12 protein-coding genes are annotated in these 12945 nt (G+C 57.5%); 5 read left to right on the top strand and 7 right to left on the bottom strand.

Annotation, left to right across the window (positions count from 1 at the left end; translation table 11 throughout):
• Window positions 1-73: 73 nt before the first annotated feature.
• The 4 genes from betC to AC2FH8_RS10065 form a co-directional block, all read right to left on the bottom strand.
• On the bottom strand, window positions 74-1582 hold the full coding sequence (gene betC, locus AC2FH8_RS10080) for a choline-sulfatase (RefSeq protein ID WP_281994927.1): 1509 nt from the start codon (window positions 1580-1582) through the stop codon (window positions 74-76).
• On the bottom strand, window positions 1579-2151 hold the full coding sequence (betI, locus tag AC2FH8_RS10075; RefSeq protein WP_271949443.1) for a choline-binding transcriptional repressor BetI: 573 nt from the start codon (window positions 2149-2151) through the stop codon (window positions 1579-1581). The genes betC and betI overlap by 4 nt, the downstream gene beginning before the upstream one ends.
• Window positions 2152-2238: 87 nt before the next feature.
• Entirely contained in the window at window positions 2239-3147 is a 909-nt protein-coding gene (locus tag AC2FH8_RS10070) for a DMT family transporter (RefSeq protein ID WP_496689676.1), read from the bottom strand.
• A 40-nt stretch (window positions 3148-3187) separates the two neighbouring features.
• A complete protein-coding gene (locus AC2FH8_RS10065; protein ID WP_271949439.1) occupies window positions 3188-3787 on the bottom strand; it encodes a LysE/ArgO family amino acid transporter in 600 nt (199 codons plus the stop codon).
• Between the two features lie 86 nt (window positions 3788-3873).
• Between AC2FH8_RS10065 and AC2FH8_RS10060 the strand changes: the two genes are divergently transcribed.
• Window positions 3874-4758, top strand: a complete 885-nt coding sequence (locus AC2FH8_RS10060) for a LysR family transcriptional regulator ArgP (RefSeq protein ID WP_496677723.1) — start codon at window positions 3874-3876, stop codon at window positions 4756-4758.
• Between the two features lie 14 nt (window positions 4759-4772).
• Here the strand turns inward: AC2FH8_RS10060 and AC2FH8_RS10055 are convergent, their stop codons facing one another.
• Window positions 4773-6044, bottom strand: coding sequence for a permease (locus AC2FH8_RS10055; protein WP_271949435.1), 1272 nt, complete (start codon window positions 6042-6044; stop codon window positions 4773-4775).
• Between the two features lie 136 nt (window positions 6045-6180).
• Window positions 6181-6921 (bottom strand): YebC/PmpR family DNA-binding transcriptional regulator, encoded by a 741-nt coding sequence (locus AC2FH8_RS10050; protein ID WP_271949434.1) that lies wholly within the window; start codon window positions 6919-6921, stop codon window positions 6181-6183.
• Between the two features lie 110 nt (window positions 6922-7031).
• On the opposite strand from AC2FH8_RS10050, the gene AC2FH8_RS10045 reads away from it, so the two are divergent.
• From AC2FH8_RS10045 to AC2FH8_RS10030, 4 genes are all read left to right on the top strand, one after another.
• Window positions 7032-8804: an SLC13 family permease gene (locus AC2FH8_RS10045; protein ID WP_496689675.1), complete on the top strand. Its 1773-nt coding sequence runs from the start codon at window positions 7032-7034 to the stop codon at window positions 8802-8804.
• Between the two features lie 17 nt (window positions 8805-8821).
• Window positions 8822-9556: a glutamine amidotransferase gene (locus tag AC2FH8_RS10040; protein ID WP_271949429.1), complete on the top strand. Its 735-nt coding sequence runs from the start codon at window positions 8822-8824 to the stop codon at window positions 9554-9556.
• Between the two features lie 72 nt (window positions 9557-9628).
• On the top strand, window positions 9629-10486 hold the full coding sequence (locus AC2FH8_RS10035; protein WP_496689674.1) for a bile acid:sodium symporter family protein: 858 nt from the start codon (window positions 9629-9631) through the stop codon (window positions 10484-10486).
• A gap of 11 nt (window positions 10487-10497) precedes the next feature.
• On the top strand, window positions 10498-12159 hold the full coding sequence (locus tag AC2FH8_RS10030; protein WP_496689673.1) for an FAD-binding dehydrogenase: 1662 nt from the start codon (window positions 10498-10500) through the stop codon (window positions 12157-12159).
• Here the strand turns inward: AC2FH8_RS10030 and AC2FH8_RS10025 are convergent, their stop codons facing one another.
• Window positions 12160-12906: a YbaY family lipoprotein gene (locus tag AC2FH8_RS10025; RefSeq protein WP_496677719.1), complete on the bottom strand. Its 747-nt coding sequence runs from the start codon at window positions 12904-12906 to the stop codon at window positions 12160-12162.
• Between the last annotated feature and the right edge of the window lie 39 nt (window positions 12907-12945).

The following is a 12945-nucleotide window of genomic DNA, read 5'->3' as shown; positions in this document are numbered from 1 at the left end:
TTCTCAACCGGAGCCAAGATTTTTCATCGAAAAATCTCTGCCTGACCGGAGAGGGTCTTGTTAATTCGGGTTGTTACTCTCCGCGTGGAAAGCGTTGGCTTTCCTCGACGATATTCAGATCCATGTGGTTACGCATGTACCGCTCAGATGCTTTCTGCAGGGGCTGGTAGTCCCAAGGATAATACCCGCCCTGGCGCAACGCCTCGTACACGACCCAGCGACGCGCCTGGCTGGCGCGAACTTCGGCGTCGAACCGATCCAGATCCCAACGGGCATCGGACTTGGCACGCAAGGTCTGCAACGTTCCTGCATGCTCTGGCCTGTCTGCGAGGTTCTCCAACTCGGAAGGGTCCGTCTCGAGGTCGAACAGTTGATCAGGGTCCAGCGCGCATCGGTTGTATTTCCATTTGCCATAGCGCAAGGACACCAGTGGCGCATAAGAGGCCTCGGCTGCATATTCCATCGCGACCGGCGCACTGCGCTCGTGACCCATGGCCAGCGGCACTAGGTTTTCGCCATCTGTCCACGGCGCGATCTCTGCCATATCGACACCGGCAAGAGCACCCAAGGTCGGCGTCACATCTATGGTCGAAACCGGAGCGTCGATCCGGCCCGCTGGCAGATCGGGCGCACAGATCATCAGCGGGACGCGGGATGACCCTTCATAGAAGGTCATCTTGAACCACAATCCGCGTTCACCAAGCATATCGCCATGATCCGAAACGAACAGGATGATCGCCTCTTGCCGCGTGGTCTCTAACACCTCGAGGATTTCTCCGACCTTGTCGTCCAGATAAGAGATATTGGCGAAATAGGCGCGGCGTGATTTGCGGGTATCTTCTTGAGTGATGTCAAAGCTGCGCCAGTCATTGGCGTCAAAAATCCGTTTCGAATGCGGGTCCTGATTATCATAACCAAGGTCGGCAATCTCGGGCAGAAGGTGCTCGCAATCTTCGTAAAGGTCCCAGTATTTGCGACGTGCAACATAGGGATCATGCGGGTGGGTAAAGCTTACAGTCAGGCACCATGGACGGTCGTCCTTGCCACGGGCCAGATCGTATAGCTTGGACTTGGCGTTATAGGCCACCTCGTCATCATATTCCATTTGGTTGGAAATCTCGGCTACACCTGCGCCCGTGACCGAACCCATATTGTGATACCACCAGTCAATCCGCTCTCCTGGTTTACGGTAGTCCGGGGTCCAGCCGAAATCGGCGGGGTAGATGTCGGTGGTTAGGCGATCTTCAAACCCGTGCAACTGATCAGGCCCGACGAAATGCATCTTGCCCGACAGACAGGTATAGTACCCTGCACGGCGCAGATGGTGGGCATATGTCGGAATATCACTGCCAAACTCGGCGGCATTGTCATAGACACCAGTGCGCGACGGCAACTGACCGGACATAAAACTGGCCCGACCCGGCGCACACAGGGGCGACGCCGTATAGGCATTCGCAAATCGCGTGGATCGTTCGGCCAGCTTTTTCAGGTTTGGCGCATGCAGCCAGTCGACAGGACCGTCAGGAAAAAGGGTCCCGTTCAACTGATCCACCATCAGGATCAGAATATTAGGTTTTGTCATTTCTCGGCCTCGAGCAAGGTGCTGAGCACGCGCATCGCGTGGTTTACAGCCAGTTGCGGTTCTTCCGGGGCGCTCAGCGCGGCGTGGATATAAAGTCCGTCGATCAAGGCGATCATGTTCCCGGCCGCCTCAACCGGATCGGCCAAATGCGGGCGCAGCGCATAAACTAGGTTCGACCGGATACGGGCCTGATAAATCTGCCACAATCGCAGGGCGTCGTCATTGGTCTGCGCAAGAACGTAGAATGTCATCCACGCTGCCGTCACATCCGGCGTGAAACAGGATGGGGCAAAGCATGCCCGGATGATCGCCTGCGCGCGTCCACTTGGCGTGGCTGCTTTCAGTTCTGACCGGACCTCTGCCCCGAAATCCGACAGGATGCGGCGCATCGCTGCCAGAAAAATCTGATCTTTACCGCCGAAATAGTGATGTGCCAGCGCGCTGGACATGCCAGCCCGCTTAGCGATCTGGCTGACGGTTACATCGAGGGATTTTTTCGACCCGAGCTCAGCAATCGTTGCCTTAACGATCGCATCACGGCGGATTGGCTCCATTCCGAGTTTCGGCATCCGTACCCCTCAACTGCTTTTGATAGAAAAACGCTAGGAGATTTTTATTGACTCGTCAATTAATAACGTTTTTTCGGCAGAAACCGGCTAAAGTTTAGGTGCAATACTGGGGGTCGTCAGGCTGCTGCGGTTCAACACGGCCTCGCGCCAGGCAATAAAACTGACTGCCAACAGAATCAGCGTGCCCCCCGCGACCACCCACAAATCTACGCTTTCGTGGAAAACCAACGCCCCAACCAGCGTGGCCCAGATCAGCTGTAAGAATGTGACGGGCTGCGTCACTGCAACGGGGGCAGCCTGCAGGGCCAAGGTCATCAGATAGTGTCCAAGTGTGGCAAAACAGGCAACCAGAAACAGCACACCCAAATCATGGAGACTTGGAGGGGACCACACGGCAATGGCGAAAGGTATCAGCGCCATCGTCACCCATATGGACATATGTGCAACCACGACCGAGGGCGGCAGATCTCGCACCAGCATCTTGGCCAGCAGGTAGGATGCACCAAGCGTCAACGAAGTGCCCAACATGGTCACGTGACCAACCGAGATATCCCGAAACCCAGGTCGGAGAATAATTGCTACACCGATCAATGCGACACCAATGGCGGCAATCCGGCGGAAGGCTAGCTTCTCGCCTAGAAACAGCACAGCACCCAATGTGACATAGACCGGCGTCATGTAGTTCATGGCCGTGACTTCGGCCAACGGAATTCGGGTCATGGAAAAGAACCACAGCATCACGGCAATGGCGTGAACCACCCCGCGGATGCCGAACAGTGTCAGATGCCTACGTGTCAGAGGTGTCGTAACGATCAGCCGTAACGCTGGCAGTAGGAACACCAACCCAAAGACAAAGCGCAGAAATGCGGCCTGTATCGGGTCCATGGAGGTGCCCAGAGATTTGACGAGCGCAGTCATGACAACAAAGGACAGACCGGCGGAAAACATCCAGAACATTCCCGCCAATGGCCGATAGGTGTTAGGTTGAGTTGTCATGTTAACGGTTCAACACCGAAACACAGGTGGGAACAAGACCTCAGATCGCCACCAGCTTGGCCGCAATCGCCAGCATGACAAAACCGATAACAACATCCAGCACCTGCCATGCCCTTGGGCGGGCAAAGACCGGCGACAGAATCCTTGCCCCGTAGCCCAACGAGAAGAAGAAGACAAAGCTGGACAGCATCGCTCCAATAGCAAAGGCCAACCGGTCATCATATTGTGCAGATATCGACCCGATCAGAACCACCGTGTCCAGATAGACATGCGGATTCAACCAGGTGAATGCCAGCACGGTCAGCAGGACAGACCTCAGACTTGAACGTGTCCCTTCACTGACATCCATGGAAGACCCGCCGTGCCAGGCCGATAGCAGGCTGCGCAACCCGTACCAGGTCAGAAACACAGCCCCGCCATAGCGCATGACCGGCTCGAACCAAGGAGCAGTCTGAGCAAGCGTTCCGAACCCGGCAACCCCTGCCGCAATCAGAATGGCATCCGATACGGCGCAGGTCAGGCATAGGGCAAAAACATGTTCGCGGCGCAGCCCTTGACGCAGGACAAAGGCGTTCTGCGCACCAATGGCCAAAATCAGACTAAAGCCTAGAGCGAATCCGGAAATCAGAGATGCGGACATGAAACCTCCTGTGTTCGATTTGATTGACTAGAGCCAGTCAGTCGATTTATCAAATTAAAGAAGTTACACCTGGTTAAGCTCTGCTAATGTTGCTGGATCCCAATCACCTTGCCGCACTTTCGGCCATTCTACGCCACGGAAGCTTTGACGCCGCCGCCACAGAGCTGTCGGTGACGCCTTCGGCGATATCGCAGCGGATCAAGTCATTAGAGGATCGGATAGGCGCCGCTCTGATCACTCGTGGTGCGCCCTGCACAGCGACACCCGCCGGCTTGCGCATTGCCAGATACGCCGAGGATATCGGGCTGCTTGAGGCACAGCTGGCCCGTGAACTTGCGTTGGAGGGAACCTCTGGCCCCACCCAGGTGCGCATTGCAATTCCTGCAGACAGTTTGGCCACATGGTTCATCGCTGCGATGGCCCAAACAGATGAGTTGCTGTTCGATCTGGTAATTGATGATCAGGACCATTCGGCCGATTGGTTGCGCCGCGGTGAGGTCAGCGCGGCTGTTACCACCGGAGGGCAACCGGTCTCTGGCTGCGATGCCCATCCACTTGGGGATTTCAGGTATATTCCAACGGCCAGCCCAGGTTTTATGCATAAATGGTTCCGGGACGGTGTAACCAAAAGCAGCCTTGCCATGGCACCGTGCCTGACCTTCAATCAAAAGGACGGTCTTCAGAAAGCCTGGTTTGCCAGAGAGTTCGGGCACCACATTTCCCCGCCATCGCATTTCCTGCCATCCTCACACGGGTTTGTGGATGCAGCGATCGCCGGCATCGGGTGGGGAATGAACCCGATTGAGTTGGTACAAAAGCCTTTGGCAGATGGCCTGTTGTGCCCCTTGATACCAGACACGCCCCTTGATGTTCCGCTGACCTGGCAGGTCGGGCGTGTCTTATCCTCGGCCCTTTCGCCGCTGACCGCCGCTGTAAAGCGCGCGGCTGTCGACGCGCTTATTCAACGATAGACAGGATTGGCCGATCAGGATGGCTCGGGCGCTTTAGGAATTGGCGTCACCACCCGGTAACAGGCAAAAGCTGCGATCAGGCTGACCAAGACAACGATCAAAACCGCCGCAGAGACCTCGTGCATATGCGCCAGCCCAGCCAGCGCCGCCGACACGATGACCGCAACAATCCGCGAGATGCTTTTCACCGCTGCCGCCCCTTTGACCCGCTGATCAAACGGGGCGATATCCAGAAAATACAACTTTCGGGCACTGCTGATGCCTGTTACCGCCACGGTCACCACAAACAGGGCAACCGCATGAGTGTGCACCTGATGACCGATATGGAGGTAATGGACCGTCAGCAGCCCTGCTCCGGTCAAGGCCACCATCAGAGTTCCGGATACCATGACCGCCCGGTGGGATTTCAGGTTAACAAACTGCCACAAAGGCGCAGAGACCAGATATCCAGAGGCCGACGAAATGATCATTGCGGTAAGACCTTTGGCCGAACTGTGATGTGCCTCGGCCGCCATCAGGGCAAAGAACGGAACCGATAGACTGACAACCACAATCGGAAGGCGCATGACCATATAGCGCCGGAACCAGGTCTGGTTGAACATCGCCAGAATATCGGTGAAATACTCGGACCAATGTCTTTTGCTTTCGTCCTCAGGCGCTGTGGAAATTTTCTGATGCGGAACTTCGGACATCGCCAGGATTGATAGGCCAGACAACAGAAAAAACACCACTGCAACTCCGATCACAACCGAATGGCGCGCAAACGGAGGGTTGCCCAGCGTGATTTGATGGACCAACAGAACAAGACCGATTGCGCCCAATCCGCCGGCGCCTAACTGCAGATATCGCATGATCATCCGTGACCTGGACTGAACGTGCGCGCCCAGCAGGTCAGTAAGCAGCAATGTCTGGATCTCACCCACGAGACCGATCAAAAAAAATGCGGCGATAAAGGCTGTAGCCGTGAACACGAGACTGCCCGTCGCGGCCGCCGCCAGAGCCATGACAAGGCAGGCCCCGATCAATACTTCGGTCATCGCGATGCTGCGTTTCTTCTGTTCGCGCAGCGCAATGACTTGGGCCAGAAACACGTCGGCGATCATGCTGCCGACCATGCGGATTGAAACCAGCGCGCCGGCGATGAACATCGGGAGTTCCAGCGAAACCGCAAGAAATGGCAAGACAATGGACGGGCTGCCAAGGGTCCAGGCGACCTGGGACAGAATACTCTGCCCGGTCAAAACAGGCACATTGCGTTTGGCCAAATCAAATTGAGGTTCGGTCATCTGCTCTTTGACTCACTGCTTCAGCTATTCGACCCAGCCTATGGGTTCGAACCTGATCGGCCAATAGCCCTATCCTCCAACCAACAAAAAACCCGGCCTGACGGCCGGGTTTCCAAATCTCAAGATGCGGGGCAGATCAAAGCTGCGCCATCACCTCATCCGAGGCTTCGAAATTGGTTGTGACGCGCTGAACATCATCATCATCTTCCAGCGCATCGACCAGCTTCATCAGCTTTTGCATATCCTCAAGCCCCAGCTCGGTCGTGGTGCTTGGCTTCCAAACCAGTTTGGTGGATTCCGTTTCACCCAGCGCGGCCTCGAGCGCGTTCGAGACGTCGTTCAGATCGGTGTCGGCGCACCAGATGATATGACCTTCGTCCGAGCTTTCAACATCTTCCGCGCCTGCCTCAATGGCCGCTTCGAACACGGTGTCGGCATCACCAACCGTTTCCGGATAGACCACTTCACCCTTGCGTTCGAACATAAAGCCGACGGAACCGGTCTCGCCAAGATTGCCGCCATTCTTGGAAAAGGTCGAGCGCACGGTCGATGCGGTCCGGTTCCGGTTGTCGGTCATCGTCTCGACGATGACGGCCACGCCGTTGGGGCCATAGCCTTCATACCGGATTTCTTCGTATTCGTCGCCGTCGCCTGCCTGCGATTTCTTGATCGCCCGGTCGATCACGTCTTTGGGGACCGAGTTTGACTTGGCCTCTTTCACCGCCAAACGCAGACGCGGGTTCTTGTCGGGGTCGGGGTCGCCCATCTTAGCGGCAACAGTGATCTCTTTTGACAGCTTGGAAAACAGTTTGGACCGCGCGGCGTCCTGACGTCCCTTGCGGTGCTGGATATTGGCCCATTTGGAGTGGCCTGCCATGGTGCGTCCTCGTGATAGTGATTGCGTATTTGGCGCCCATATAGACGTTTGCGGGCCATGGGATCAAGAGACCGGCTTGCGACGACTTCTTCTGCGAGTATGTTGGCGGTATGACGACAGATCAGATCATACTTTTCGCTCTCTTTGCCACTGTATTCGGAATGCTGCTTTGGGGGCGGTTTCGCTATGATCTTGTCGCGTTTTCCGCGCTTCTGATCGGAGTGGTGTTGGGTGTAGTACCCGTCGATGACGCTTTTGCCGGTTTTGGTCACTCGGCGACCATCATCGTCGCGCTGGTTCTGGTCGTTTCGGCCGGACTGGTCCGGTCCGGTGCGGTATTCCTGATCACGCGATCCTTGGTTGACGCGTCACGCGGCCTTGGGGCCCATATCGCCTTGATGGGCGGTATCGGGGCGGTTCTGTCCGCCTTCATGAATAACGTCGCTGCCTTGGCCCTGTTGATGCCGGTCGACATTCAGACCGCACGAAAAGCCGGACGAGCCGTCGGCCTGACCCTAATGCCGCTCAGCTTTGCAACAATTCTGGGAGGGATGGCGACCCTGATTGGCACGCCACCGAACATCATCATCGCCTCAATCCGCGCAGAAACTCTGGGCGAGCCCTTTCGTATGTTCGATTTCGCCCCTGTGGGTGGCATTGCTGCGATTACCGGGCTAGCCTTTGTCTCACTGGTGGGCTGGCGATTGATCCCGAACCGGGGACCGCAAACCGAAACCTCTGAGGCGCTGGCCGAATATATCGCAGAACTGACCGTCCCACCGGAATCGCCGTTGATCGGCAAACGGGTCAGCGAGCTTTATGAAGATGCCGAGAAATCCGACGTCGCCATCATCGGCATGATCCGTGACGGCAAGCGCCGCTATGGCCGGTCGGCCCATGCAACCCTGAATCAGGGTGACGCGCTGGTGCTTGAAGCCCGCCCCGAGGCGCTGGATGAATTCCGCGCGGCGCTGAAGCTGGATTTTTCGGACACACGTCGACAGGAGCTTCTGACCGCTGAAGGCGACGGGCTGGAAGTCGTCGAGGTTGTCGTGACCGAAAACGCCCGCATCACCGGGCGTACGGCTCAGGGGTTGGGGTTGGCATGGCGGCAGAGCACCGTTTTGATGGGCATTTCGCGCCAGGGCCGCAGCATCACCGAACAGGTCCGCAAAACCGAGGTTGAGGCTGGCGACATCCTGTTGTTGCTGTGCCCGCGTGATCGCAGCGCCGATCTGACTGAATGGCTGGGATGCCTACCGCTGGCCCAACGCGGTCTGAACGTCACCGCCAATGAAAAGGCCTGGCTTGCGATTGGCCTGTTTGCCACCGCGGTACTGGCAGCCAGTGTTGGGCTGATCTACCTGCCGGTCGCATTGGGGCTGGTTGTGGTTGCCTATGTGCTGACCAAGATCATGCCAATCGCAGATCTCTATACTCACATCGAATGGCCGGTGGTCGTTTTGCTGGGCTCGATGATCCCCCTGGGCAGCGCACTGGAAACCTCGGGCGGCACCGAACTGATCGCCAATGCGCTGATCCAGTTAACTGACGGCCTGCCTGCATGGGCTATTCTGACCGTTCTGATGGTGGTCACCATGACCCTGTCGGACGTGTTGAACAACACCGCCACGGCGATTGTGGCGGCCCCGGTCGGCATTCAGATGGCCCGCACGCTTGAGGTTTCCCCCGACCCGTTTCTGATGACGGTCGCCGTTGCAGCCTCGGCTGCGTTCCTGACGCCTATCGGGCATAAGAACAACACGCTGGTTCTGGGTCCGGGTGGCTATCGGTTCGGAGACTACTGGCGCATGGGCCTGCCGCTGGAAATCCTGATCATTGCGGTTTCGATACCCGCCATCCTTGTGTTCTGGCCGCTGTGACGGGTAAGAGCCGTTCCATGAAACAATTTCTGATCCTGCAGTTACGCCCGGAAACCGATGCGTCCGATGCCGAATATGCCTCGATTTTGGACAAGACCGGCCTGAGTTCTGAACAGACCCATCGCATCCGGTTGGATTGTGAAGACCTGCCCGACGGCTTGGACGTGACCGACTATGCCGGAGTGATCGTCGGCGGCGGCCCCGGCTGTGTCAGCGACGATCCGGCGACAAAATCGCCGACGGATGCCCGCACCGAAGCCGCCATCATGGGTCTGATGCCGCAGATCACCGCGCGCGATCATCCGTTCATGGGGTGCTGCTATGGGCTGGGTATTCTTACCGCGCATCTGGGTGGCGATGTCAGCAAGGACCAGTTCGGAGAGCCCGTCGGCCCCTCAACCTGCCACGTGACAGAGGACGGTGCGACCGATCCACTGATCTCGGGGCTGGGTCAGAGTTTTGATGCTTTTGTGGGCCATAAAGAGGCTGTGCAATCCCTGCCAGAAGGGTGCGTGCATCTGCTTGCCTCGGACCCTTGCCCGTTCCAGATGATCCGCTGGGGCCAGAATGTCTATGCCACACAGTTCCACCCCGAGGCTGATGCCCGCGACTTTGAAGAACGTATCACAATCTACAAACACCACGGCTATTTCCCGCCCGAAGATGCGCAGCGTCTGATCGACATTTGCCACGCCGCCAATGTCACTCTGCCCGGTGAAATCCTGCGCAGGTTCGCCCAACGCTACGGCTGACCCTACGGCGCGGTTGCCTGCGGCTTTGACCCTCGCTTACGCTGGTCCGAACGGCTTTGGGAGGAGTTGTAGTTGGATCTGCTTATTAATGTCGGCCTGCCACTATCGTTGGCCATAATCATGCTGTCCTTGGGTGTCGGGCTTGAGATCGCCGATTTCCGCCGGGTTGTCAGCAGAAGATACCCTTTTGCGATAGGGGCGTTCTGCCAGGTGATCTTGCTTCCCATTGCGGCATTTACGATGGTCAAACTCTTTGCACTGCCACCGGAAATAGCAGTCGGTGTTATGCTCCTCAGCTTTTGCCCCGGCGGTGTTACCAGCAATATCCTGACTAAACTGGCCAAGGGTGATGTCGCTCTTTCCGTCAGCCTGACAGCCATCATCAGCTTGCTGTCGATGGTGACGGTACCCGTATTGGCCGCATGGTCGATCAATCACTTCATGGGCGAGGACGCACCCGAGGTTTCGATCACCGGGCTGGCCATAGCGATGTTCCTGATCACCACCCTGCCCGTTGCCATCGGCGTCAGTATACGGCATTTCGCAAAAGGATTCGCAGAACGTGTCGATGCCCCATTGTCCAAACTGGCTTCGATTCTTTTCGTCCTGATCGTTCTCGCCGCGCTGGCCGGGAACTGGGAAATGTTCGTCGAAAATTTGGGGCTGATGGGGTCGGCGCTGATCACCCTGAACATTGCGCTGCTGCTGATCGGGCTGGGACTGGCCCGCGCCGTGAACCTGTCATGGAACGAGAGCAAGACAATCTCGATCGAAACTGGCATTCAAAACTCGACTCTTGGCATCACATTGGCAGCGCTGATTACCAGCACGGAAAACGGGCTAAGCCCTCTTGCTCTGCCATCGGCCGTCTATGGTATCTTGATGTATGTCGTCGCCCTGCCATTTATCGCCTGGCTGCGCCGCAGCTGAGAGGAAAAAACATGTCCAATAACACCGCAGATGCCATTGTCGTTGGGGCTGGGCTGGCTGGGCTTGCGGCCGCGGCCGAGCTAGGCGACCGCGGAAAAAAGGTGATCATACTGGATCAGGAACCCGGTCATTTCCTCGGCGGTCAGGCGTTCTGGAGCCTCGGTGGATTGTTCATGGTCGACACGCCGGAACAGCGCCGGATGGGCATCAGGGACAGCCACGAACTGGCCTTGCGTGACTGGCAGGGCAGCGCGCAGTTTGACCGCGAAGAAGACGCTTGGCCCCGCAAATGGGCCGAGGCTTATGTCGAATTCGCCGCCGGTGAAATGCGGCCCTGGCTGCACGATATGGGGCTGCGATGGTTTCCTGTGGTTGGATGGGCCGAACGTGGCGGTTCTTATGCCGATGGACATGGCAATTCGGTACCTCGGTTCCACATCACATGGGGCACCGGCCCTGGTATTCTGGAACATTTCATCCGTCGCGTGCGCGAACATGTCTGCACAGGCCTGATCCAGCTGAAGTTCCGCCACCAAGTCAGCCATATCATTATGCAAAACGGCTGTGCCAAAGGCGTCTCGGGAGAGGTCTTGGCTGAGGACGCAGCCGCGCATGGCGCCAAGACCAACCGGGAAGAGGTCGGGGAATTCGAGGTCTATGCTCCTTCGGTCATCGTCAGTTCGGGCGGTATTGGTGGCAATTTCGAAATGGTGCGCAAGAACTGGCCGCGCGACCGCCTGGGCGAACCACCCAAAGACATGATCGCGGGCGTGCCGTTCCACGTTGACGGTCGGATGATCCCTATCAGCGAAAAGGCCGGTGGGCATGTGATCAACGGCGACCGGATGTGGCATTACACCGAGGGCGTCAAAAACTGGAACCCGATCTGGCCATCGCACGGAATTCGTATCCTGCCCGGCCCAAGCTCTATGTGGTTTGACGCGCGCGGCAATCGTCTGTTGCCCCCTTGTTTGCCGGGGTTCGACACGTTGGGCACGTTGAAAGAGATCCTGAAAACCGGTTATGAATACAGCTGGTTTGTGCTGACCCAAAAGGTGATCAAAAAGGAATTTGCGCTCTCCGGGTCGGAACAGAACCCGGATTTCACCTCGGGCAGCTGGAAAGAGGTTATCCGTCAGCGCATTTTGTCAGGATCGCAAGCCACCGCGCCGGTCGAGGCCTTCAAACAACACGGGGAAGATTTCATCGTTGCCAACACTCTGACCGAACTGGTCAGCGGCATGAACCAACTGGGTGGCGATCTGATCAAAGAGGCGCATTTGCGCGCCCAGATCGAAGCGCGGGACTCACAGGTCGACAACCCTTTTACCAAGGACGCGCAGATGGCGGCGATTCTGGCGGCCCGCAACTATCGGGGTGACAGGTTGATCCGCACCGCCAAACCACACAAGTTCCTTGATCCTGCGAATGGGCCGCTAATCGCGGTCAAACTTCACATGCTGACGCGCAAAACGCTGGGCGGTTTGCAGACCAACCTCGACAGTCAGATGATCGGTGCAAACGGTCAGGTCGTTCCCGGGTTGTTCGCCGCAGGAGAGGTCGCCGGTTTCGGCGGCGGCGGCTATCACGGATACAACGCACTGGAAGGCACATTTCTGGGCGGCTGCATCTTTTCCGGGCGCAACGCAGGACGGTCGCGCGCTGTGGCCTGATTAATGCGTGCGTATGAATTTCAGAACCGGGTCGCCTGCGCTGTCCAGCAGCGCAAGGCTATCGCCCGCCACCGCATAGGACACCACGTTTTGCAGCGCGGCAAAGAACTGATCCTCGACCTGCTCCATCTCGGGTGGGCAGGCCATCAAAGTGGCCGCAATATTGTCTGGAAACGTCAGCGAAGTGCCCGAAATCTCGGCCTGCCCGGTGAACCGGTTGCAACCGCCTGAGCCGCTAAAGGCACCGCCTTGCGCAAACTCAAGCTGCGGGGCGCGTTCGCTGTTCAGCACGGCCCCCTCCACACCAATCGCCGTCCAGCTTGTGTTTTCCAGCCCCGCCGACGTGGGGCCGTCCGTCTTGACCAACAAAATGTCGGCCGTATCCGGCGCACCATTGGTCAGGACCGGATACACCGTGTCGGTCGTAAACAGCAGTTGTGACCCACGATATATTGCCCCCCGCACCGCATAGGTCATCCCGTCACGGATCAGAGCATCATCATAGGTCAGTTCAAACTCGGCAGGCACCCCGCTCAGCACGTAGCGCTGCGCAGCCAGCGTTACCGCTGGCGCATCCGCAAGCGATATATCCTGCAGCTCGATATAAAGCGTCGCGTCTTCAGGCACGGCAATCCGTTCGCGGTAGGAGGCGGTACCGGTCACCGAACCAGCCGATACATCGCTGCCAATCAGCGCCACCATAATCGCACCCATTACGATCAACTGACCAAATTTTGGAAAAGGCATAATCCCGTCCTTTCGTCCAAGTTCTAGAGGAAAAGATTG

This window comes from Ruegeria sp. CDSC025, from assembly GCF_059610805.1.
Note: the sequence above shows the minus strand (reverse complement) of the source record. Positions and strands in the feature narration are given on the sequence as shown.